Origin of the sequence: Pseudomonas sp. NY15374 (assembly GCF_048068255.1) — a bacterium.
Lineage (GTDB): Bacteria > Pseudomonadota > Gammaproteobacteria > Pseudomonadales > Pseudomonadaceae > Aquipseudomonas > Aquipseudomonas machongensis.
Genome location: NZ_JBLUPZ010000007.1, coordinates 83,530 through 106,233 on the forward strand (window position 1 = coordinate 83,530; position 22,704 = coordinate 106,233).

General features: G+C 63.4%; 23 protein-coding genes and 1 tRNA gene. 9 read left to right on the plus strand and 15 right to left on the minus strand.

Annotation, left to right across the window (positions count from 1 at the left end; genetic code table 11):
- The first annotated feature begins 31 nt into the window (after positions 1-31).
- Positions 32-958 (plus strand): LysR family transcriptional regulator, encoded by a 927-nt coding sequence (locus ACNFHO_RS15915; RefSeq protein WP_112897332.1) that lies wholly within the window; start codon positions 32-34, stop codon positions 956-958.
- A gap of 16 nt (positions 959-974) precedes the next feature.
- On the opposite strand, the gene ACNFHO_RS15920 is transcribed toward ACNFHO_RS15915, so the two are convergent.
- From ACNFHO_RS15920 to ACNFHO_RS15960, 9 genes are all read right to left on the minus strand, one after another.
- Positions 975-1,442, minus strand: coding sequence for a DoxX family protein (locus tag ACNFHO_RS15920; protein WP_416766839.1), 468 nt, complete (start codon positions 1,440-1,442; stop codon positions 975-977).
- Positions 1,443-1,695: 253 nt separating this feature from the next.
- The gene (gene ychF / locus ACNFHO_RS15925; RefSeq protein ID WP_054894617.1) at positions 1,696-2,796 is read right to left on the minus strand and encodes a redox-regulated ATPase YchF; all 1,101 of its coding nucleotides are present in this window, start codon (positions 2,794-2,796) and stop codon (positions 1,696-1,698) included.
- A gap of 22 nt (positions 2,797-2,818) precedes the next feature.
- Positions 2,819-3,403, minus strand: a complete 585-nt coding sequence (gene pth, locus ACNFHO_RS15930) for an aminoacyl-tRNA hydrolase (RefSeq protein ID WP_054894616.1) — start codon at positions 3,401-3,403, stop codon at positions 2,819-2,821.
- Between the two features lie 80 nt (positions 3,404-3,483).
- Positions 3,484-4,083, minus strand: coding sequence for a 50S ribosomal protein L25/general stress protein Ctc (locus ACNFHO_RS15935; RefSeq protein WP_054894615.1), 600 nt, complete (start codon positions 4,081-4,083; stop codon positions 3,484-3,486).
- 121 nt (positions 4,084-4,204) lie between these two features.
- Complete coding sequence (locus ACNFHO_RS15940; RefSeq protein ID WP_029614333.1) at positions 4,205-5,146, minus strand: ribose-phosphate pyrophosphokinase; 942 nt, start codon at positions 5,144-5,146, stop codon at positions 4,205-4,207.
- A gap of 47 nt (positions 5,147-5,193) precedes the next feature.
- A tRNA-Gln gene (locus ACNFHO_RS15945) sits at positions 5,194-5,268 on the minus strand.
- Positions 5,269-5,288: 20 nt separating this feature from the next.
- A complete protein-coding gene (ispE, locus tag ACNFHO_RS15950) occupies positions 5,289-6,149 on the minus strand; it encodes a 4-(cytidine 5'-diphospho)-2-C-methyl-D-erythritol kinase (RefSeq protein WP_416766840.1) in 861 nt (286 codons plus the stop codon).
- A 4-nt stretch (positions 6,150-6,153) separates the two neighbouring features.
- Complete coding sequence (gene lolB, locus ACNFHO_RS15955) at positions 6,154-6,771, minus strand: lipoprotein insertase outer membrane protein LolB (RefSeq protein ID WP_151926536.1); 618 nt, start codon at positions 6,769-6,771, stop codon at positions 6,154-6,156.
- 3 nt (positions 6,772-6,774) lie between these two features.
- Positions 6,775-8,502: a tetratricopeptide repeat protein gene (locus tag ACNFHO_RS15960; protein WP_416766841.1), complete on the minus strand. Its 1,728-nt coding sequence runs from the start codon at positions 8,500-8,502 to the stop codon at positions 6,775-6,777.
- A 271-nt stretch (positions 8,503-8,773) separates the two neighbouring features.
- On the opposite strand from ACNFHO_RS15960, the gene hemA reads away from it, so the two are divergent.
- The 6 genes from hemA to ACNFHO_RS15990 all read left to right on the plus strand — a co-directional run bounded on the left by hemA (position 8,774) and on the right by ACNFHO_RS15990 (position 14,138).
- A complete protein-coding gene (hemA, locus tag ACNFHO_RS15965; protein ID WP_054925603.1) occupies positions 8,774-10,051 on the plus strand; it encodes a glutamyl-tRNA reductase in 1,278 nt (425 codons plus the stop codon).
- Positions 10,048-11,130: a peptide chain release factor 1 gene (gene prfA / locus ACNFHO_RS15970; protein ID WP_054894610.1), complete on the plus strand. Its 1,083-nt coding sequence runs from the start codon at positions 10,048-10,050 to the stop codon at positions 11,128-11,130. Before hemA ends, prfA begins: the two co-directional genes overlap by 4 nt.
- Positions 11,130-11,960 carry a peptide chain release factor N(5)-glutamine methyltransferase gene (gene prmC / locus ACNFHO_RS15975; protein WP_151926539.1) on the plus strand — a complete coding sequence of 277 codons (831 nt, stop codon included), beginning with the start codon at positions 11,130-11,132 and terminating at the stop codon, positions 11,958-11,960. Before prfA ends, prmC begins: the two co-directional genes overlap by 1 nt.
- The gene (locus tag ACNFHO_RS15980; RefSeq protein WP_054894608.1) at positions 11,954-12,709 is read left to right on the plus strand and encodes a molybdopterin-synthase adenylyltransferase MoeB; all 756 of its coding nucleotides are present in this window, start codon (positions 11,954-11,956) and stop codon (positions 12,707-12,709) included. Before prmC ends, ACNFHO_RS15980 begins: the two co-directional genes overlap by 7 nt.
- Positions 12,702-13,502, plus strand: coding sequence for a glutamate racemase (gene murI / locus ACNFHO_RS15985; protein WP_054894607.1), 801 nt, complete (start codon positions 12,702-12,704; stop codon positions 13,500-13,502). The genes ACNFHO_RS15980 and murI overlap by 8 nt, the downstream gene beginning before the upstream one ends.
- A gap of 117 nt (positions 13,503-13,619) precedes the next feature.
- The gene (locus ACNFHO_RS15990; protein WP_054894606.1) at positions 13,620-14,138 is read left to right on the plus strand and encodes an acyloxyacyl hydrolase; all 519 of its coding nucleotides are present in this window, start codon (positions 13,620-13,622) and stop codon (positions 14,136-14,138) included.
- Between the two features lie 37 nt (positions 14,139-14,175).
- Here ACNFHO_RS15990 and ACNFHO_RS15995 read toward each other — a convergent pair whose 3' ends face one another.
- From ACNFHO_RS15995 to ACNFHO_RS16015, 5 genes are all read right to left on the minus strand, one after another.
- The gene (locus tag ACNFHO_RS15995) at positions 14,176-14,880 is read right to left on the minus strand and encodes an SDR family NAD(P)-dependent oxidoreductase (RefSeq protein WP_416766842.1); all 705 of its coding nucleotides are present in this window, start codon (positions 14,878-14,880) and stop codon (positions 14,176-14,178) included.
- A gap of 11 nt (positions 14,881-14,891) precedes the next feature.
- Entirely contained in the window at positions 14,892-16,319 is a 1,428-nt protein-coding gene (gene phrB / locus ACNFHO_RS16000) for a deoxyribodipyrimidine photo-lyase (protein ID WP_416766843.1), read from the minus strand.
- A 23-nt stretch (positions 16,320-16,342) separates the two neighbouring features.
- Positions 16,343-17,212 carry a MerR family transcriptional regulator gene (locus ACNFHO_RS16005; protein WP_416766844.1) on the minus strand — a complete coding sequence of 290 codons (870 nt, stop codon included), beginning with the start codon at positions 17,210-17,212 and terminating at the stop codon, positions 16,343-16,345.
- On the minus strand, positions 17,202-18,167 hold the full coding sequence (locus ACNFHO_RS16010) for a YbgA family protein (RefSeq protein ID WP_416766845.1): 966 nt from the start codon (positions 18,165-18,167) through the stop codon (positions 17,202-17,204). The genes ACNFHO_RS16005 and ACNFHO_RS16010 overlap by 11 nt, the downstream gene beginning before the upstream one ends.
- A gap of 94 nt (positions 18,168-18,261) precedes the next feature.
- The gene (locus ACNFHO_RS16015; protein ID WP_063542920.1) at positions 18,262-19,248 is read right to left on the minus strand and encodes an NAD(P)/FAD-dependent oxidoreductase; all 987 of its coding nucleotides are present in this window, start codon (positions 19,246-19,248) and stop codon (positions 18,262-18,264) included.
- A gap of 187 nt (positions 19,249-19,435) precedes the next feature.
- On the opposite strand from ACNFHO_RS16015, the gene ACNFHO_RS16020 reads away from it, so the two are divergent.
- Together ACNFHO_RS16020 and hemH are read left to right on the plus strand one after the other, a co-directional pair.
- Entirely contained in the window at positions 19,436-20,341 is a 906-nt protein-coding gene (locus tag ACNFHO_RS16020) for a TIGR01777 family oxidoreductase (protein WP_416766846.1), read from the plus strand.
- A 13-nt stretch (positions 20,342-20,354) separates the two neighbouring features.
- Complete coding sequence (hemH, locus tag ACNFHO_RS16025; protein WP_416766847.1) at positions 20,355-21,368, plus strand: ferrochelatase; 1,014 nt, start codon at positions 20,355-20,357, stop codon at positions 21,366-21,368.
- Between the two features lie 60 nt (positions 21,369-21,428).
- On the opposite strand, the gene ACNFHO_RS16030 is transcribed toward hemH, so the two are convergent.
- A complete protein-coding gene (locus ACNFHO_RS16030; RefSeq protein WP_054894598.1) occupies positions 21,429-22,703 on the minus strand; it encodes a uracil-xanthine permease family protein in 1,275 nt (424 codons plus the stop codon).
- Between the last annotated feature and the right edge of the window lies 1 nt (position 22,704).

Here is a 22,704-nt window from a genome sequence, read left to right on the forward strand (position 1 = left end):
ATTGCTTTTTGCAAAAGAGGTCATGCATCAAATGCATTACGAGCTGAGGAATCTCCGGCATTTCGTTGCCTTGATGAATCACCGGAGTTTTTCCCTCGCGGCACAGGCCGTGAGCCTCTCGCAGCCGGCCTTCAGCCGCAGCATCCAGGCCCTCGAGCATCAGGCCGGCTGCAAGCTGTTAGAGCGCGAGCAAAAGGGATTGCCGCCGACAGCACAGGGGCAACTGCTGCTGTCGTATGCACTGGACATCCTCGGCAAGGCGCAAGAGCTCGGTGAGAAGATCAGCCGCCTCAACAGCGCTGATCGCGACATGCTGTACTTCGGCTGCGCTCCGGCACCGGCTGCCGGCCTGGTGCCGCGCACGCTGGCGCGCTTCATCGCCTTGCAACCGCAGGTCAACGCCCACTTCGTCGTCGATACCCGTGAAAACCTCAACAGGCGCTTGATGGCCGAAGAAATCGAGTTTTTCATCGCCAGTTCGCAAAGCTTCGAGCTCGACCCCAACTACCGCATCCGTCAGTTGCAGCCGCGCAGCTGGTGCTTTTTCTGCCGTCACGACCATCCACTGGCAACCCAGGAAGGTGTTACCCGCGAGCAACTGCTCGTCTTTCCGACGGTGTGCTCCTTCGGTGTGCGCAGCCTCGTGCTGCAGTACTCGGGGCGTCGTGATTACCTGCCGGCGGTGGAGTGCGAGAACGGGCGGCCGTTGCTGGATATCGTCCTGCAGTCCGATGCCATCGGCTGTGCATCACAGCTGCAATTGAGCCTGGCGGCAGAGGAGGGGGCTAGATTGCATCAGCTCAAGCCGGTGGACATCTCACCGGACCTTGAAGCCCTGCAGATTCGTGACGGCGTGGTGAGCCTGCGCCGTCATGTGCTGTCGCCCCAGGCCGAGGCGTTCATCGAGTTGTTGCAGGCGATGGACCAGGCGCCAGGTGGGGATGCGAGCGTTGCCTGAACGGGCCGTGTTGCACTTAGCGCCCGTGCCACAACGTGTGGTCCAAGGCAAAGCGTCCGCCGCCCCGGATGGCCATGTACAACGCCAGGCTGCCGAGGATCACCGGATATTCGATGCCCCGGTCCACCCACGGCCAGGTCGGACTAAGGGCGTAGCTGATCCCGACCATCTCCGCCGCCATGGCCAGGGCAACGGGCCGGGTCAGCACGCCGACGACGAGCATCAGCGCGCCGACGGTTTCCAGCAGCATCACCAGAAACGCCAGTTCGGCAGCGAACGGCAGGCCCATCACGTTGCCGATGAGGTGGGTCGAGCTGGCCATCGGATCGGCCATCGAGCCATGTGAGTCACCCAGCAGCTTGGGCAGCCCGTGGGTGAACATGACGATGCCCAGTACACCGCGCAGCAGGGCGTAGAACACCGGCTCCAGCCGTGCCTGAAGATTGCGGGCGGATGGCAGGGTGTCGCGGGGAATGCTGGTCATGTGCGGGCCCTCGCAGTGTTGCTTGCGTCAATGGTCGACAGTGGAGCGGTTGATTCAATGATGGTGGTTGATGCCGGCGGGATAAAGCGGGGGGATTGGACTTGTCAATTCCAGCTGCATTAACAGTAGCCGTGATGTTCGCTTAGCGGCCCTCGCCCATCGAGGCTTCCAATAGCCAATAAAAAACCGCGCAAAGGCGCGGTTTTTTATTGGCTGGGAGTGAGACGGCGTACCGAATGCTCCTGCAGCGCGATCAGACGTTGAAGCGGAAGTGCATCACATCACCGTCCTTGACGATGTAGTCCTTGCCTTCCAGGCGCCACTTGCCGGCTTCCTTGGCGCCGCTTTCACCCTTGAACTGGATGAAGTCGTCATAGGCGACCACTTCGGCGCGGATGAAGCCCTTCTCGAAGTCGGTGTGGATGACACCGGCCGCTTGCGGGGCGGTGGCGCCAACGCGGACGGTCCAGGCGCGGACTTCCTGCACACCGGCGGTGAAGTAGGTCTGCAGGTTGAGCAGCTCGTAGCCGGCGCGAATCACGCGGTTCAGGCCGGGTTCTTCAAGGCCGAGGGCCTCGAGGAACATGTCTTTCTCCTCACCGTCTTCCAGCTCGGCGATCTCCGCTTCGATCTTGTTGCACACCGGCACCACGACCGCGCCTTCTTCCTCGGCGATGGCTTTCACCACGTCCAGGTGCGGGTTGTTGTCGAAGCCGTCCTCGGCAACGTTGGCGATGTACATGACCGGCTTGCTGGTCAGCAGGTGGAAGCCACGGATCGCGGCCTTTTCATCGTCAGCCATGTGCTTCATCAGGCTGCGCGCAGGCTTGCCTTCGGTGAAGTGCGGGATCAGCTTTTCCAGCAAGGCCTTCTGTGCCAGGGCCTCCTTGTCGCCGCCCTTGGCGTTGCGAGCGACCTTCTGCAGTTGCTTTTCGCAGCTGTCGAGGTCGGCGAAGATCAGTTCGAGGTCGATGATCTCGATGTCGCGCTTGGGGTCGACGCTGTTGGAGACGTGGATCACGTTCTCGTCTTCGAAGCAGCGCACCACGTGGGCGATGGCGTCGGTCTCGCGGATGTTGGCGAGGAACTTGTTGCCCAGGCCTTCACCCTTGGAGGCGCCGGCGACCAGGCCCGCGATGTCGACGAATTCCATGGTGGTCGGCAGGATGCGGTTCGGCTTGACGATCTCGGCCAGCGCCGCCAGGCGTGCGTCGGGCATTGGCACGATGCCGCTGTTCGGCTCGATGGTGCAGAAGGGGAAGTTCTCCGCCGCGATACCGGATTTGGTCAGGGCGTTGAACAGGGTGGACTTGCCGACGTTGGGCAGGCCGACGATGCCGCAATTGAAACCCATGGGAATTCCCCTTTCTAGAAAGTCAGGCCTTCTGGCTGTGCAGTTCGCGCATGGCCTTGGCGAAGTCGCCGGCCAGCACGTCCGGCAGCACGCCGAGGGCAAAATCGATGCTGGCGTCGAGCTTCTCCTGCTCGGCGCGCGGCGCGCGGCCCAGGACGAAGTTGGAGACCAGTTTGGCGTCGCCCGGGTGGCCAATGCCAAGCCGCAGGCGGTGGAAGTCGTTCTGGTTACCGAGCTGCGCGATGATGTCGCGCAGGCCGTTATGCCCGCCATGCCCGCCGCCACGCTTGAGCTTGGCGACGCCGGGAGGCAGGTCGAGTTCGTCATGTGCCACCAGGATCGCTTCCGGCTTGATACGGAAGAAATTGGCCAATGCCGCCACGGACTGGCCGCTGCGGTTCATGTAGGTGGTGGGAATCAGCAGGCGAACATCGTTGCCCTGATGGCTGAACTTAGCCGTCAGGCCAAAATACTTTTTGTCAGCGGACAGCGAAACGCGCTGGGCGCTGGCAATGCGTTCAACGAAAAGAGCCCCTGCGTTATGCCGGGTCTGTTCGTATTCGGGGCCGGGGTTACCCAGGCCGACGATCAACTGGATGGCGGTCACGTCAGGGGCTCTTTCCTTGGAGTTGGTGGGTTACGGTGCGCGCGGCACTGTAACCCGATCAACGCCGGCGTGCGAGTGGATTACTCGGCAGCGCCTTCTTCAGCAGCTTCAGCGGACACGCGTGGAGCGTGAACGTTGGCAACGGCTTTGTCATCACCGTGGGCCAGAGCGACGAACTCTACGCCTTTCGGAGCTTTCAGGTCCGACAGGTGGATGATGGTGCCGATTTCGGCCTTGGACAGGTCGACTTCGATGAACTCAGGCAGGTCCTTGGCTTCGCAGGAAACTTCGATCTCGGATTCTACGTGGGAGATCTCGCCGCCTTTCTTGACCGGTGCTTCTTCACCAACGAAGTGAACCGGAACCTTGGCGGTCAGCTTCTGGCCAGCAACGACGCGAACGAAGTCGGCGTGCATGATGAAGCCTTTGGCCGGGTGGCGCTGCAGGGCCTTGACGATGACGTTCTGCTTCTTGCCGTCGACGTTCAGTTCCAGAACGTGGCTGAAGGCAGCTTCGTTTTCGAACAGCTTGGTGATTTCCTTGGCCAGGATGGTCAGGGACTCGGCGTCCTTGTTACCACCGTAGACAACGGCAGGGATGTTCAGCGAGTGACGCAGGCGGCGGCTCGCACCTTTCCCCAGGTCAGTACGCGCTTGGGCGTTCAGGGTGAAATCAGTCATTTTGTTTCTCCAAAATAGCCCCCCGAAGGCGTTTGCGACCAGCGCCGGACGGGGATGGCAAAAAAGCCCCGCCCCGACATCGATGCCGGGGCGGGGCGCTTTTCGTCAGCGTGCGTTCCGCTTAGCGGAACATCGCGCTGATCGATTCTTCGTTGCTGATGCGGCGGACCGCTTCAGCGACTACCGGTGCGATATCCAGTTGACGGATACGGTCACAGGCTTGAGCAGCGGCGGACAGCGGGATGGTGTTGGTCACCACCAGCTCGTCGAGCACCGACTTCTCGATGTTCTCGATCGCACGACCCGACAGAACCGGGTGAGTGCAATAGGCGTAGACCTTGGCAGCGCCGTGGTCTTTCAGGGCCTTGGCCGCGTGGCACAGGGTGCCGGCGGTGTCGACCATGTCGTCTACCAGGATGCAGGTGCGCCCTTCGACGTCGCCGATGATATGCATCACCTCGGAGTGGTTCGCTTTCTCGCGGCGTTTGTCGATGATACCCAGGTCGACACCCAGCGACTTGGCGACGGCGCGTGCACGCACCACACCACCGATGTCGGGGGAGACGATCATGAGATTATCGAAACGCTGGTCTTCGATATCGTCGACCAGTACGGGCGAACCGTAGATGTTGTCGACAGGAATATCGAAGAAACCCTGGATCTGGTCAGCGTGCAGGTCGACGGTGAGAACACGGTCGATACCCACGACAGTGAGCATGTCAGCGACGACTTTGGCGCTGATGGCTACACGTGCCGAACGCGGACGGCGGTCCTGGCGGGCGTATCCGAAGTAAGGAATCACGGCGGTGATTCGGGAAGCTGAGGAGCGGCGGAAGGCGTCGGCCATCACTACCAGTTCCATCAGATTATCGTTGGTCGGAGCGCAGGTCGGCTGAATGATAAAGACGTCTTTACCGCGGACGTTTTCATTAATCTCAGTGCTGATTTCGCCGTCGGAGAATTTACCGACAGAAACATCACCCAGTGGGATATGCAGCTGACGTACGACACGCCGAGCCAGATCGGGGTTGGCATTCCCCGTGAAGACCATCATCTTGGACACGCGCAGTACCTGAAGGCTGAGGGTAACCTGGATGAGTATAAGGAAAATGGCAGGGGCGGCTGGATTCGAACCAACGCATGGCAGGATCAAAACCTGCTGCCTTACCGCTTGGCGACGCCCCTGTATCTGTTGCTGCGAACGCTTATGCGCTCGACTTCTTGATCAGACTTTGCAGCTTGCGATGCAACATCGAAACATTGCTTCCTTTTGCCACAAACCCTGCTTGGGTCTCTGAAAGAAGGGCCAGAACTCTACCAGCTTCGGCTTTGCTTGGGAAGGCCCCAAACACGCAACTTCCAGTGCCGGTCATTCGAGCTTCCGTAAATTTACCCAGCGAATTCAGCGCATTGCGAACTTCTGGATAACGTTGCTCTACCACCGGTTGGCAGTCATTTCGACTGTTTCCCTCGGGAACGGGGCGCATCTTAAGGGGGAGGGAATCACGTGTCAACTCTGGATGCGAAAAAATTTCCGCTGTGCTGACAGACACTTGCGGCACCAGCACGACATACCAGGGTTCTTCCGGATCGACCGGGGTCAGTTGTTCGCCCACGCCTTGGGCGAAGGCGGCATGACCACGTACGAACACCGGCACATCGGCCCCCAGTGTCAGCCCCAGCGCAGCCAGGCGGTCGACCGGCCAGTCGAGCTGCCACAGATGATCCAGGGCGAGCAGGGTAGTGGCCGCATCGGAACTACCGCCACCGATACCGCCGCCCATGGGCAGGACCTTGTCGAGCCAGATGTCGACACCCAGCGGTGTGCCGGACTGTTCCTGCAGCTTGCGCGCTGCGCGCACGATCAGGTTGCTGTCGTGGGGGACATCGGCGATCTCGGTGTTCAGGCGGATCAGGCCATCGTCGCGCAGCTCGAAGCTCAGTTGGTCGGCGTGGTCGAGGAACTGAAACACGGTTTCCAGCTCGTGATAGCCGTCGGCGCGTCGGCCGGTAATGTGCAGCCACAGGTTGAGCTTGGCCGGGGCGGGCAGGGTGAGCCTTTGCATCGGATCAGTGTCCCAGCTGGCGGGGTTGCCAGTCCTTGACCACCAGGGTGACGTCGAGGTTTTCGCCGTGCAGCTTCAGGCGCTCGGGCAGCCAGTAGCCGTTCTGTTCGATGTAGCTCAGGTATTCGACTTCCCAGCCGTCCTGGGTGAGGCGGGCCAGGCGGCTGTCGCCATCGAGGGTCAGTTGGCTCTTGCTGTCCGGGGCCGGAAGGCCGCGCACCCACCAGACCAGATGCGATACCGGCAGGCGCCAACCGAGCTGCTCTTCGAGCAGGGCTTCGGGGGTCGCTGCCTCGTAACGGCCCTGATTGGCCACTTCCAGCACCACGCCGCCGGGGCGGCCGGTCAGGCGTGCGGCGCCGCGACCCAGGGGCCCAGCCAGGCGAATGTCGTAGTAGTCCTGGCGCTGCAGCCAGAACAGCGTGCCGCTGCCCGAGTCACGCGGGGCGCGGATGCCGACCTTGCCGTTGATCTGCCAGCCGTCGAGGGTGCTCAACTGTTGCTTGTGCTCGCGCCACTGTTGCGGGCTGCCCTTGCCCTGGACGGCTTCACGGGTGCCGAAACCGGCGCAGCCGGTGAGCAGGGCGATCAGGGCGAAGGTGATGAGATGACGCAAACGCATGATTTAAAGGTTCTCGGATCCGGTCAGGCGCAGGACGGTCTTGCGCAGGATAGGGCTGTCGGGTTGTTCGGCGAAGGCCTTGGCCCAGACCTGGCGCGCTTCGCGGCGCTTGCCGTTGGCCCACAGCACCTCGCCCAGGTGGGCGGCGACTTCATGGTCGGGGAAGCGCTCCAGCGCCTGGCGCAACAGGCGCTCGGCCTCGTCCAGGTTGCCCAGGCGATAATTGACCCAGCCCAGGCTGTCGAGCACTGCCGGGTCGTCCGGGGTGAGCTGGTGGGCTTTGTCGATCAGTGCTTTTGCTTCGCCATAGCGTGTGGTGCGGTCGGCCAGGGTGTAGCCCAGGGCGTTGAGGGCCATCGCGTTTTCCGGTTCGCGGGCGATGATGGCGCGCAGGTCTTTTTCCATCTGCGGCAGGTCGTCGCGCTTTTCAGCGAGCATGGCGCGGGTGTAGAGCAGGTTGAGATCGTCGGGGTAGCGCTTGATGGCCTGCTGCAGTACCTGGTCGGCCTGGGCTTCCTTGCCATTGTTGCCCAGGGTTTCGGCCTCGATGAGGTAGAGCTGGATCGCATAGTCGGGCTGTGCTTCGCGGGCTTCGGCCAGGTGGCGCGAGGCCTCGGCGCTGCGGCCGTTGGCGATCAGGATATCGGCTTGGCGCAATTGCGCGGCCAGGTAGTCCGGGCCTGGGCCGACCAGCGCGTATTCGCGCAGGGCCGCTGCCGGGAGGCCGCGTTCTTCGCGAATGCGCCCGAGGTTCAGGTGCGCGGCGTCGACGTTGCTGTCGCGCTCGACCATCTCCTGCAGGTAGCCTTCGGCCTCGTCCCAGTTCTTGTTCTCCATGCTCACCAGCGCCAGCGAATAACGCAGCTCGTCGTCATCCGGGTACTGTTGCAGCAGGCTTTCGAACTCGGCCTTGGCGTCGGTGATGCGGTCCTGTTCGACCAGCGTGCGGGCATACGTGATGCGCAGGCGCTTGTCGTCCGGATTGTCGCGAATCGCCCCGCGCAGCAGTGGCAGTGCTTCGCCGCCACGGTCCAGGGCCTGGAGCAGGCGCGCGCGCAGCAGGATCGGCGCGATTTCGCCATTGCGTGGCGGATGGCTTTCGAGCAGTTCGAGTGCCTGTTCGGTCTTGCCGTCCTGGTTGAGCAGCAGGGCCTTGCCGAAGACCAGTTGGCTGTTGTCCGGGTACTTGACCAGCAGGCGGTCGAAGCTTTGCATCAGCCCGTCGCGGGTGCTCTGGTCGGTTTCGGCGGCAGACAGGGCGAGGAAGTCGAAGTGGGTATCGCCCTGGCCCTGGAGCACTTTCTCCATGTAGGCCATGGCGTCGTCGTAGCGGCCGGAGCGGGCCAGCTGGATCGCCGCGGCGCGCTGGGCGTCGAGGTTCTGCGGGTCGTTGCGGGCCCAGATCAGCGCGGTGTCGAGGGCCGGTTCATCGGCCCCGAGGTACTCGGCGATGCGGTAGGCACGCTCGGAGACGGCCGGGTCCTGGGTTTTCTGTGCCTGGTCGACATAGTTGGCCAGGGCGATGTCGAAGCGGTTGCGCTGGCCGGCAAGTTCAGCCACCAGCAAGCTGTAGAGCGTGTCCTGTTTGAACGATCCATACACCATAGGGGTTTTCGCCTCGGGCTTGTCGGCTTCGGCAACAGCTTGCTGATCCTCGCTCTTGTGCGGGATCAGGCTCTGGCAGCCCTGGAGCAGGGCGAAGGCAAGCAGCAATGCGTAGGGTCTGTTCATAGAGGCTTTGGTGGACTAACCGGCGGTCGGAGCATGATGACACAAGCGCGGGGGCAAACCCACCCGCGAAGTGTGTGACCGCGCTGAGCGCGTGATGTTCGGGGGCAGGCCGACTGTCACACGTGTTTGCGGCAGATGCCTGGCTGGGTTCGGGGCGTGCCTGCAGGCCTCACGATAGCCCAGGCTCATCACGACAATAGCGAACGGTGGTTGTCCTGAATCCTGCGAAGTAGGACAATTATCGGCTTACCGTCCCAACCAGCGACCTTGCATGGCCTTTCTCGCCCTCGGTATCAACCACAAGACTGCCTCGGTAGACGTACGCGAGCGCGTGGCGTTTACGCCCGAGCAGCTGGTCGATGCCCTGCAGCAGCTCTGCCGACTGACCGCCAGCCGCGAGGCGGCGATCCTGTCGACCTGCAACCGCAGTGAGCTCTATATAGAGCAGGACCAGCTCAGCGCCGACGCCGTGCTGCAATGGCTGGCCGCCTACCACCGCCTGAGCCTCGACGAGCTGCGTGCCAGTGCCTACGTTCACGAAGAGCACGATGCGGTCAAACACATGATGCGTGTCGCCTCCGGGCTCGACTCGCTGGTGCTGGGCGAGCCCCAGATCCTCGGCCAGATGAAATCGGCCTACGCAGTGGCCCGTGAGGCCGGCACCATCGGCCCGTTGCTCGGGCGTCTGTTCCAGGCCACCTTCAGTGCCGCCAAGCAGGTGCGCACTGACACCGCCATCGGTGAGAACCCGGTCTCGGTCGCCTTCGCCGCCGTCAGCCTGGCCAAGCAGATCTTCGCCGACCTGGGCCGCAGCCAGGCCCTGCTGATCGGTGCCGGCGAAACCATCACCCTGGTCGCCCGCCACTTGCATGAGCAGGGGGTCAAGCGGATCGTCGTCGCCAACCGCACGCTCGAGCGCGCCAGCATCCTCGCCGAGCAGTTCGGTGCCCATGCCGTGCTGTTGGCGGACATCCCGCAGGAACTGGCCAACAGTGACATCGTCATCAGTTCCACCGCCAGCCAGTTGCCGATTCTCGGCAAGGGCGCGGTCGAGAGCGCGCTGAAGCAGCGCCGGCACAAGCCGATCTTCATGGTCGACATCGCTGTGCCGCGGGACATCGAGCCGCAGGTGGGCGAGCTGGACGACGTCTATCTTTATACGGTCGATGACCTGCACGAAGTCGTCGCCGAAAACCTCAAGAGCCGCCAGGGTGCAGCCCAGGCCGCCGAAGAGCTGGTCAATCTCGGTGCCGATGACTTCATGGCGCGCCTGCGCGAGCTGGCTGCGGTGGACGTGCTCAAGGCCTACCGCCAGCAGAGCGAGCGGTTGCGCGATGAGGAACTGCAAAAAGCCCAGCGCCTGCTGGCCAACGGTGGTAACCCCGAAGAAATACTCGCCCAGCTGGCCCGCGGCCTGACCAACAAGCTGTTGCACGCGCCCAGCGTGCAACTGAAAAAGCTCTCTGCCGAAGGCCGCGTCGATGCGCTGGCCATGGCCCAGGAACTCTTTGCCCTCCACGAGGGCTCGACGGACAAACCCACGCAATGAAAGCGTCGCTGCTGAAAAAACTGGACATCCTCCAGGACCGCTTCGAAGAACTCACCGCCCTGCTGGGTGATGCCGAAGTCATTTCCGACCAGACCCGTTTCCGCGCCTATTCCCGTGAATATGCCGAAGTCGAGCCGGTGTTCGTCGCCTATAAGGAGTGGTGCAAGGTCCAGGAGGATCTGGAGGGCGCCCAGGCGCTGCTCAAGGACAGCGATCCGGACCTGCGCGAGATGGCCGTGGAGGAAGTGCGCGAAGCCAAGGAGCAACTCGTCGTCCTGGAGTCGCAGCTTCAGCGCATGCTGCTGCCCAAGGACCCCAACGACGGGCGCAACGTGTTTCTCGAGATCCGTGCCGGCACCGGCGGCGACGAGGCTGCGATCTTTTCCGGTGATCTGTTCCGCATGTACTCGCGCTACGCCGAGAAACGTGGCTGGCGCCTGGAGATTCTCTCCGAGAACGAGGGTGAACACGGCGGCTACAAGGAAATCATCGCCCGCGTCGAGGGCGACAGCGTATACGGCAAGCTCAAGTTCGAGTCCGGGGCGCACCGGGTGCAGCGCGTGCCGGAAACCGAATCGCAGGGCCGCATCCACACGTCCGCCTGCACCGTGGCGGTGCTGGCCGAGCCTGACGAGCAGGCCGCAATCGAGATCAATCCGGCCGACCTGCGCGTCGACACCTATCGCGCCTCGGGTGCGGGTGGTCAGCACGTGAACAAGACCGATTCGGCGATCCGCATCACCCACTTGCCGACCGGCATCGTCGTCGAGTGCCAGGAAGAACGTTCCCAGCACAAGAACCGCGCCCGCGCCATGTCGTGGCTGTCGGCCAAACTCAACGACATGCAGACCAGCGCCGCGCAGAATGCGATTGCCAGCGAGCGCAAGCTGTTGGTGGGCTCGGGCGACCGCTCCGAGCGCATCCGCACCTACAACTACCCGCAGGGTCGGGTCACCGACCATCGCATCAACCTGACGCTCTACTCCCTCGACGATGTGCTCGCCGGTGGTGTCGATGCGGTGATCGAACCCTTGCTGGCCGAATACCAGGCCGATCAACTGGCCGCCCTGGGGGACTGATGACCATCATCGCCAGCCTGCTGCGCAACGCACAATTGCCCGATTCGCCCACCGAGCGCCTGGACGCCGAGTTGTTGCTGTCCGCTGCCTTGGGCAAGTCGCGCAGCTACCTGCACACCTGGCCCGAGCGTATCGTCAGCAGCGAGGCAGCGCAGGCCTTCGCGGCCTTTCTCGAACGGCGTCGCGCAGGTGAGCCGGTGGCGTACATTCTCGGTCAGCAGGGCTTCTGGAAGCTCGACCTTGAAGTCGCGCCGCACACCCTGATCCCTCGACCAGACACCGAGTTGCTGGTGGAAACCGCGCTCGAACGGGTGCCTGCCAAACCTGCCCGGGTGCTTGACCTTGGCACCGGCAGCGGCGCCATCGCCCTGGCCCTGGCGAGCGAGTGCCCGGCCTGGCAGGTGACGGCAGTCGATCGCATCGACGAGGCCGTGGCTCTGGCCGAGCGCAACCGCGCGCGCCTGCACCTGATGAATGTTCAGGTGCGCAGTAGTCACTGGTTCGACGCCCTGGCCGACGAGCGTTTCGACCTGATCCTCAGCAACCCGCCCTACATTGCCGCCGAAGATCCGCACTTGAGCGAGGGCGATGTGCGTTTCGAGCCCAGCAGTGCGCTGGTGGCCGGCCCAGATGGCCTTGACGATCTGCGTCTGATCATTGCCCAGGCGCCGCAGCACCTGTTGCCCGGCGGCTGGTTGTTGCTCGAGCATGGCTACGACCAGGCTGGCGCAGTGCGCGACCTGTTGGCTGGTAGCGGTTTCATCGAGGTGGACAGCCGCCGCGACCTGGGTGGGCATGAGCGTATTTCCCTTGGGCGCCTGCCATGCTGAGTGATCAGGAACTGTTGCGCTACAGCCGGCAGATCCTGCTGTCGCAGGTGGATATCGACGGCCAGTTGCGGCTCAAGCAGAGCAAGGCCCTGGTGGTCGGGCTCGGTGGCCTGGGTTCGCCCGTCGCGCTCTACCTGGCGGCTGCTGGCGTGGGCGAGTTGCACCTGGCCGACTTCGACACGGTCGACCTGACCAACCTGCAACGCCAGGTCCTCCATGACAGCGACAGCGTCGGCATGACCAAGGTCGACTCGGCGTTGCAGCGTCTGCAAGCGATCAATCCGGAGGTCACCCTGGTCGCCCATCGCCATGCCCTGGACGACGACTCGTTGGCTGCGGCGGTGGCGGCGGTGGACCTGGTGCTGGACTGCTCCGACAACTTCGCCACTCGCGAGTCGGTCAACGCCGCATGCGTGGCTGCTGGCAAGCCATTGGTGAGCGGCGCGGCCATTCGCCTGGAGGGACAGTTGTCGGTGTTCGACCCTCGGCGCGACTACAGCCCTTGCTATCACTGCCTCTATGGCCATGGCAGCGAGGCCGAGCTGACCTGCAGCGAAGCCGGCGTGATCGGTCCGCTGGTGGGGCTGGTGGGCAGCTTGCAGGCCTTGGAAGCACTGAAGCTGCTGGCCGGGTTTGGCGAGCCCCTGGTGGGCCGCTTGTTGCTGATCGATGCCCTCGGCACGCGCATGCGCGAGCTGCGGGTCAAGCGAGACCCGGCCTGCACGGTGTGCGGCGATCGCCATGGCTGATCGCTCGGCGCCGGTGGGCGTGATGGATTCGGGCGTCGGTGGCTTGTCGGTGCTTGCCGAGATTCGGCGCTTGCTGCCCCACGAGTCGCTGCTCTACGTCGCCGATTGCGGCCACGTACCCTATGGCGAGAAATCCCCCGACTACATCCGTGAGCGCTGCCGGCGCATCGCCGAGTTCTTCCACGCACGCGGTGCCAAGGCCATGGTCCTGGCGTGCAATACCGCGACCGTGGCGGCTGTGGCCGACTTGCGGGAGCGCTACCCCGATTGGCCGTTGGTGGGCATGGAGCCTGCGGTCAAGCCGGCCGCTGCGGCGACACGCTCCGGTGTGGTCGGCGTCCTGGCTACCACCGGCACCTTGCAGAGTGCAAAATTTGCCGCCTTGCTCGACCGCTTCGCCAACGATGTGCAGGTGGTCACCCAGCCATGCCCTGGCCTGGTCGAGCTGATCGAGGCCGGTGACCTGAACAGTCCACTGCTACGCCAGATGTTGCTCGGCTACGTGCAGCCGCTGCTGGCTGCCGGCTGCGACACGCTGATCCTCGGCTGCACGCATTATCCCTTCCTGCGCCCGCTGCTGGCCGACATGGTGCCGGCCGAGGTGGCGATCATCGATACCGGTGCTGCCGTGGCGCGTCAGTTGCAACGCCTGTTGCTGGCCCGCGACCTGCTGGCCGACGGGCCTGCGCGTGAGGCCGAATTCTGCAGCAGTGGCGACACGCAGCACTTGCACAAGATCCTCCCGCTTCTATGGGGCGCCTCGGTCGAACAGGTCAGTGCGTTCGACTTGTAAAAAAAATGTGAAATTTCCCCTGGCAAAGCTGAACTATCGTCCCAGTGCTGATTTCTATCATTGAGCCTGACTTACAGGCAGACACTTGATAACAACACCAGGAAGAAGGACGGGCTCATGAGGCATTTGCTTGGAGTGGCAGTGGTTGCCGCGTTGGCGTTGGGGCAGACGGTATCGGCGCAGGCGGCCGATGTCTCGTTGTCGGTGGGGCAGACCGGCGACAGCACCATGGTCTACCGACTGGGGCTGCAGTCGAACTGGGATGCCAGTTGGTGGCAGACCAGCGTAGGCCGTATTACTGGGTATTGGGACGGCGCCTACACGTTCTGGGATGGCGACGAGCGAGCAAGCAATCACAGCCTGTCGTTCGCGCCGGTGTTCGTTTACGAGTTCGCCGGGGACTCGGTCAAACCTTACATCGAGGCGGGGATTGGTGTGGCGGCATTCTCGCGGACCAAGCTGGAAAGCAATGACCTGGGCTCCTCGTTCCAGTTCGAGGACCGTATCGGATTCGGCCTGCGTTTTGCCGGTGGGCACGAGATCGGGGTTCGCGCGATCCATTATTCCAACGCCGGGATCAAGCAGCCCAATGATGGCGTCGAGAGCTATTCGCTGCATTATCGTATGGCGCTCTGACCCGAATCACCGGGGCGCTTGGCGCCCCGTGTTTACCTCAGGCTTCCCTGGGCAGTGGCCACAGCAAGGTCGGATCCAACACTTCGAGCACCAATTCGGCCTCGGGTTGATCGAGCCTGCGCACCAACTCCTCTGCTGCGCTCTGCGCCGTCCAGGATTCAGGTATCGCCATGCTGCTGCTAACCGGCGCCTTGAGCGAGTGCGGCGCGACCACCGTAAGCTGCACCGTCAGATCGTCGAGGACCTTGCGTTGCTCGCGGAACCACTGGGGCAGGTTGTTGTGCCCTGCCGGGTTCTGCGCTGGCGCAAACAGCTGCAGCGTCGAATAGCGGCTGAACAGTGCCATCACCTGTGGCCTGTCGCCTCTGGCCAACAAAGACAGTGCGTTGGCCAAGACATGCTCGCTGGCGCGCCGGTTGCTGCTGACGATGGCTTCCATTATCGCGTTGGCAGGTAGGCTGTCTGGCAGGTAGTCGCACGTGCCGGCATTGACGATCAAGACATCCAGTGCGCCCCAGTGCGACTGCAATTGCTCGGCCGCCGCCTGCGCCTCGGCCAGCTCGTGCACGTGCACGGGCAGGCGCAGCAAGCGTGCCTCGTGCAGCTCGGCCAACGTGTCGAGTTCCTGGCAATTCTTTCCGCTGGCGGCGACTCGATGACCCTCTTCGAGCAACCGTTCGACCAGGGCGAGGCCTACGCCATTGCTGGCCCCTGTCACCCAGAACCTGCGCGTACTGCTCAATACCGTGTCCTTCAGTTGGTGGAGGCGGGTAGCGCCTTGAATGCCGCCAGTGCCCTATGGCGACTGCTGTCCAGATCCACGATCGGGCTGATGTAGCTATTTGTATCAAATAGTCCGGAAGATTTCACAGGCAAATGAATGTGTTTGTCATCCAGATGGGTGAGTTCTGGTAACCAATGGCGGATAAAGCGTCCTTTTGGATCGAAACGCTGCGACTGGGTCACTGGGTTGAAGATCCGGAAATAGGGCACCGAATCGGTGCCGGTGGAGGCGCTCCACTGCCAGCCGCCGTTGTTCGCCGCCAGGTCGCCGTCGATCAGGTGTCGCATGAAATGCCGCTCGCCCTTGCGCCAGTCGATGAGCAGATTCTTGCTCAGGAACATGGCAACTACCATGCGCAGCCTGTTGTGCATCCAACCTGTATGCAGCAGCTGGCGCATGGCCGCGTCGATCAACGGGAAACCGGTGCGGCCTTGTTCCCACGCCTCCAGATCTTCGGGCGCATCACGCCAGGGCAGAGCCTCGGTAGGGGCGCGGAAGGGGCGGTGGCGCGAGACCTGCGGATAACCCACCAGGATGTGCTTGTAGAACTCGCGCCAGAGCAGCTCGTCGATCCAGGTCCGTACACCTTGGCTGCCGCTGTCGAATTCGCCACGGTTGCTCGACAGTGCGGCGTGCAGGCATTGGCGCGGCGAGATCACGCCGGCGGCAAGATAGGGCGAGAGTTGGCTGGTGCCGGGCCTGGCCGGCAGGTCACGCAGGGTCTGGTAGTCGTCGATGGTTTCGTCGACGAAGCGCGACAGCCTGCCCTGAGCCTCGTCTTCACCGGCAGGCCAGTGGTCGCGCAGTGTCTGCGCGGGCGTATCGAAGCCTTCGATGTGCCTGGGGATCGAGTCGCTGGCGATGTCCAGCGGGGCCTGCGGTTTCACGGGATGGGTAAGGGTTGGCAGGCTGCGATGCAGATGTTCCAGGCAAGCCTTGCGAAACTGGCCGAAGACCTGGAAGTAGTTGCCCGCCTTGGTCAGCAGGGTGCCGGGATGGAAGAACAGCTGGTCCAGGTGCGTGCGGGTGGCCACGCCGGAGCGCTCCAGCAAAGACTGGGTACGCTGGTCACGCTGGCTTTCGTTGACGCCGTACTCATCGTTCCAGTGCACCGTCTGCACCTTGTGCATGCGGCAAACCTCCAGCACGGTTTCGGGCACCTGTTGCCAGGTGTCGGTATGGCGGATCAGCAGCGGGATATTCAGGCGTTCGAGAGCCTGACGCAGATCGTGCAGGTTGCGTATCCAGAAGTCGACCTTGCTCGGCGCATCGTCATGCGCTTGCCATTGCTCGGGGCTGGCGATCCACAGGGCAATGGTCGGCCCCTGTGCGGTGGCGGTGGAGAGGGCGGTATTGTCGCTTATGCGCAGGTCGCTGCGCAGCCAGATCAATTGCATCTCAGGGTCTCTGACAGTCGGGTTCAGCGTGATTGCTGAAGCAGGCGCAATGCCCCCTGCGGAGTCTCGAAGAGCTGCAGCGCCGGAAGTTCCAGGCTGCGCAGTCGCTCCTCGTTAATGAAGACGCTGGCGCCTCCCAGGAGTTTCATCAGCGTTACATCCCGCAGCGGGGCCAGTGCTTGGAGGTCGATACGCGGCCCCAGGTGCAGCACCAGGGCGCGTGGGGCAAGTCGGGCGATTGCGTGCAGCAGTTGTTTGCAGCCGACCGGTTGTTCGAGCACTTCCACGGCAAAGCCGCTGCTGCTGAGCAGCCAGGCGCAGAGCCACAGTCGAGCATCGAAGGGGGCGTCGAGGGTCGTGGCCAACAGCACGGGCGGCCCCTCGAGCGAATGGTTGTCGTGGTAAACCCGCGCGCCCAGCTTGCTGCGCAGCCAAGTGTGGAAGAAGGCCTGCTCGAGGCTGGCGTCGAAGTGCTTGCGCCAGCGTTGCTCCAGGCGCTCGAGCAGCGGCAGCAGCAATTGCTCGCACAGGGTCGAGGCGGGATAGAGCGCCATGGCCTGGTTGAGTTGCTGGTCCAGCGAGCGCTGGGCCAGGTCGGCAATGGCTTCGATCAGTTGCTGGCAGCGAGCTTGCCAGTCACCCTCCAGCCTTGGCGAGGTTTCGTCGCGGTTTTCGAGCAGATCACGCACCTGGCTCACCGAGGCGCCGCGCTCCAGCCACTGCAGGATGGCCTGCACTCGCTCGATATGCAGTGTGCTGTAAAGGCGATGGCCCTTGGGTGTGCGCTCCGGCACCAGCAGGCCGTAGCGCCGTTCCCAGGCTCGCAAGGTGACAGGGTTGACGCCGGTGCGTCGGGCCAGTTCGCCGATCGGCAAGCTGTCTTCAGAGTGCATTGCGCAGGCCCAGGTTTTCCGGGTGCGGTTGCAGGTAGGCCTGCTGCATCAAGTAAGGGTCGGGGTGAATGCGCAGGTGGTGCTTGAGCAGGGTCAGCGGGACCACCAGCGGCACGCAACCCTGCTGGTACTGGTTGATCAGGCGCTGCAGTTCGGCTTTGTCGTTGCTGTCCAGAGCATCGCGCAGATAGCCGCACAGGTGCTGGAGAACGTTGCTGTGGGTGCCGCGGCTGGCGCAGCGACGCAGCGCCTGCATCAGTTGGCTGAAGTAGCGCGGGCCAATTTGCAGCGGGTCGTCGTCGCGGCTCATGCTGCCCAGCAGGCGCCCGAGTTCGCGATAGGCCTGCGGGTTGTGGGCCATCAGCAGGTATTTATAGCGTGAGTGGAAGCGAATCAGGGCTCCGCGGCTCAAGCCTTGTGCCAGCAGGTGCTGCCAGTCGGCATAGGCGTAGACGCGGCTGATGAAGTTTTCGCGCAGCACCGGGTCGTGCAGGCGGCCTTCCTCTTCCACCGGCAGGTCCGGGCGGCGCTCGCAGAACGCCTGGGCATAGGCGCCGCGCCCGCCCAGCACGGAGGGACGGCCATTGTCCTGATAGACCTTGACCCGCTCCAGCCCGCAGGAGGGCGACTTCTGCATGAACACATAGCCGCAGATATCGTCGAGCGCCTCGGCCATCTGCTGGCCATAGGCACGCAGGGGTGGTGCGAGATCGGTACCGGGATCGCGCGGGTTGATCACTTCCGGGGCCTGTGGATCGCCGACCAGGCGAATGGCGTCGCGAGGAATGCCCAGGCCGATGGCAACTTCCGGACACAGCGGCAGCCAGTCGAAATGCTCATCGAGGGACTGGCACAGGTCCGAGGCTTTGTGTCCGCCGTTGTAGCGCACGTCCTGCCCGGCCAGGCAGGCGCTGATGGCGATGCGGGGTTTGCCTGTCGAGTGGGGAAAGTTCATCGTGGCCTCCGTAGACCTGTACAAGACGAAAATGTTGTACAGGTCTATTCCAGCACATCGAAAAACTTATGCAAGACAAATTTCTTGTACAACTTCACTCAAGGTGTTCGAGCAAGCGCCGCGCTGCCTCCTGGCCGCTGAGCCAGGCACCTTCCACGCGTCCCGAAAGGCACCAGTCGCCGCAGGCATACAGACCCTGGTCGGCGTCGGCCAGGGTGCCCCATTCATGGTTACCGGCGGGGCGGGCATAGAGCCAGCGGTGGGCGAGGGCGAAGGTGGGGGCTGGCACCACGCAGCCGACCAGTTCGGCGAACTCGCCCCACAACTGCTCGATCACTTTCTCCCTGGGGAGGTCCAGGTGTTCGCTACTCCAGCTGGAGGTCGCATGCAGCACCCAAGTGTCCAGCTGCTCATCGCGGCCGGGTTTGCTGCGGTTGCGTGCCAGCCAGTCGAGTGGATTGTCCTGCACGAAGCAGCCTTGCATCGGGGTGTCGAGTGGTGTCTGGAAGCCCAGAGCGATGGCCCAGGTGGGTTCCATCTGCACCCCGGCGGCGACCGCGGCGAGCTTGGGCGTGGCCGCCAACAGGGGCGTGGCCTGCGGTGCTGGCACAGCGATCACCACCCGGCTGAACGGGCCATGGCTGCAGCCCTCGGTGTCCTGCAGATGCCAGTACTGCTTGCCGCGGAACACCTCGGCGATACGGCACCCGAAGTTGACCGTGACATCCTTGAGCAGGCCGCGGGTGATGGCGCTCATGCGTGGTACGCCGACCCAGCGGGTCTGTTCGTCGGGAGAGGGGGTCAGTTCACCGTCGCGGTAATTGTAGAGTCGCGGCTTCCACTGCGCGACCCAGCCGGCCGCAACCCATTGCTGGACCTGCTCGACGAAACGTCGGTCGCGAGCGGTGAAGTACTGGGCGCCGAGGTCGAGCGCGCCGGCGTCGCTGCGCTTGCTGGCCATGCGCCCGCCGCTGCCGTGGCCCTTGTCGAACAAGTGGACGCTCTGTCCGGCCTTCTGCAGGGCCTGGGCGGCGGACAGACCGGCGATACCGGCACCGATAATGGCAATAGGTACTGTCATGATGGCCTCTTCGAACCTTGCTTTAAGCAGACTACGCTGTCAGACAAACCTGTACAATACAGAAGTTTTGTATAAGGTTATTCCGCTCGATAGGACAGGTTGGCCTATGTTTATCCGAGAGCTATCGGTTTAAAAAGTGCCTTGATCTTAAAAATAGACCATGGCCGCAGCTTGTGAGGACACAGCCATGCATATATTGCTGACAGGCGGTACTGGGTTGATCGGCCGACACTTGTGCCAGCTCTGGCTCAGCCAGGGTCATCGCCTGACGGTGTGGAGCCGCGAGCCTGGCCAGGTGCCCAAGCGTTGCGGCAGCGGCGTGCGCGGCATCGCTCGGCTGGAGGAGCTGGAGCAGGACGATCCGCTGGACACGGTGGTCAACCTGGCCGGCGCGCCCATCGCCGATCGCCCCTGGACGGCGGCACGCAGGCAACTGTTGTGGGCCAGTCGTGTCACCCTCACCGAGCAGTTGCTGAGCTGGCTGGAGCGCCGCGAGCAGCGTCCGGGGCTGCTGATCTCCGGCTCGGCTGTGGGCTGGTATGGCGATGGTGGCGAGCGTGAGTTGACCGAGGCCTCGCAGCCGGTGAAAGAAGATTTCGCCAGCCAGCTGTGCATCGCCTGGGAAGAGACCGCACAACGTGCGCAAACCCTCGGCATGCGCGTGGTGCTGGTGCGTACCGGGTTGGTACTGGCCAGCGATGGAGGCTTTCTTTCACGCCTGCGCCTGCCATTCAAGCTGGGTCTTGGTGGGCCGATCGGCAACGGTCGGCAATGGATGCCGTGGGTCCATATAGAAGACCAGATCGGCCTGATTGATTTTCTCTTGCAGCACAACGACGCCAGCGGTCCCTATAATGCCTGCGCGCCGGAGCCGGTGCGCAACCGCGAGTTCGCCAGGCGTCTGGGGCGGGCACTGCATCGCCCGGCGTTGCTGCCGCTGCCGGCGCTGGTGCTCAAGGCCGGCCTGGGCGAGTTGTCGACCCTGCTGCTGGGTGGCCAGCGTGCGCGCCCGGTGCGCCTGCTGGCCGAAGGTTTCACGTTCCGCTTCAACGATCTGCAATCGGCGTTGGACGACCTGTCCGACCGCCTCTGACATAGGACGCTGCATGACCGATCATGCCCTGCTGCTGGTCAACCTGGGTTCACCGGCATCCACCTCGGTCGCCGATGTGCGCCGCTACCTCAACCAGTTCCTCATGGACCCGTATGTGATCGACCTGCCCTGGCCGGTGCGGCGCTTGCTGGTGTCGCTGATCCTGATCAAGCGCCCGGAGCAGTCTGCTCACGCCTATGCGTCGATCTGGTGGGACGAGGGTTCGCCACTGGTGGTGCTGACCCGCCGCCTGCAGGCGGCCATCACCCCGCATTGGCCGCATGGTCCGGTGGAAATCGCCATGCGCTATGGTCAACCGGCGCTGCCAGAGGTGCTGGAGCGTCTTGCTGCGCAGGGTGTGCGCAAGGTGACCCTGGCGCCGTTGTACCCACAGTTCGCCGACAGCACCGTGACCACGGTGGTGGAGTTGGCTCGCCAGACCGTTGCCGACCGCCAACTGCCGTTCGACATGCGAGTGCTGCAGCCTTTCTACGACGAGCCCGAGTACATCGATGCCCTGGTCACCAGCGCGCGCCCGTACCTGGAGCAGGAATACGATCACATCCTGTTGAGCTTCCACGGCCTGCCCGAGCGCCATCTGAAGAAGCTTGACCCGACCGGCTCCCATTGTTTCCAGAGCGCGAACTGCTGCGAAAAGGCCTGTGCCCAGGTGCGCAAGGTCTGCTATCGCTCGCAGTGTCTGGCCAGCGCTGCTGCGTTCGCCAGGGCGGCAGGAATTCCCGATGGCAAGTGGTCAGCCTCGTTCCAGTCGCGGCTGGGGCGGGCCAAGTGGATCGAGCCCTACACCGAGACGCGGCTTGATGAACTGGCCAAGGCGGGGGTGAAGAAACTGCTGGTGATGTGCCCGGCCTTCGTTGCCGATTGCATCGAGACGCTGGAGGAGATCGGCGATCGTGGCAAGGAGCAGTTCATCGAAGCGGGGGGCGAGGACCTGGTGCTGGTGCCGTGCCTGAACGATCACCCGCAGTGGGCGCAGGTATTGGCAGGGATGTGCGAGAGGGCTTGATTGGGTGATGGCCTCTTCGCGGGTAAACCCGCGAAGAGGCCGATTCGTTTCAACGCCTGGTCAAGGCAACTGGTCATCCAGCTTCTTGTTCTTCCAACCGTCGTTGCCCGGCAGGATCAGGTTCAGGGCAATGGCGACCACGGCGCACAGGGCGATGCCCTTCAGGCCCCAGTCGTCCGGGCCGTCGCCGCTGCCGATCAGCACACCACCGATACCGAACACCAGGGTCACCGAAACGATCACCAGGTTGCGCGCCTCGGAGAGGTCGATCTTGTGGCGGATCATGGTGTTCATGCCCACTGCCGCGATCGAGCCGAACAGCAGACAAAGGATGCCGCCCATCACCGGCACCGGAATGCTCTGCAGCAGCGCGCCGAACTTGCCGATGAACGCCAGGGTGATCGCGAACACCGCAGCCCAGGTCATGATCTTAGGGTTGTAGTTCTTGGTCAGCATCACCGCACCCGTCACTTCGGCGTAGGTGGTGTTGGGCGGGCCGCCGAACAGGCCGGCAGCAGTGGTGGCCAGGCCATCACCGAACAGGGTGCGGTGCAGGCCTGGCTTTTTCAGGTAGTCGCGACCGGTCACGCTGCCGACCGCGATTACCCCGCCGATATGCTCGATCGCCGGCGCCAGGGCCACCGGAACGATGAACAGGATCGCCTGCCAGTTGAACTCTGGCGCCGTGAAGTTGGGCAGTTCCAGCCAGGGGGCTGCGGCGATTTTCGCGGTGTCGACCACGCCGAAGGCGAACGACAGGGCAAAGCCCACCAGCACGCCTGCAATGATCGGTACCAGGCGGAAGATGCCCTTGCCGAACACGGCGACGATCAAGGTGGTCAGCAACGCTGGCATGGAGATCAGCATGGCGGTCTTGTAGGGCATCAGCGCGGCGCCGTCGCCACCCTTGCCCATGGCCATGTTGGCGGCGATCGGCGCCATGGCCAGGCCGATGGAGATGATCACCGGGCCAATGACCACCGGAGGCAGCATGCGGTCGATGAACCCCGTGCCCTTGATCTTCACCATCAAGCCCATGAAGGTGTAGACGAAGCCTGCAGCCATCACGCCGCCCATGGTCGCGGCCAGGCCGAACTGGCCCTTGGCGAGGATGATCGGAGTGATGAAGGCAAAGCTCGATGCCAGGAACACCGGCACCTGACGGCCCGTGACCAGCTGGAACAGCAAGGTGCCGATACCGGCGGTGAACAGTGCCACGTTAGGGTCCAGGCCCGTGATCAGCGGCATGAGCACCAGCGCGCCGAATGCCACGAAGAGCATCTGCGCGCCCGAGACGACCTGGCGCCACAGCGGGTCGTTGAAGCCGTCCTGCATG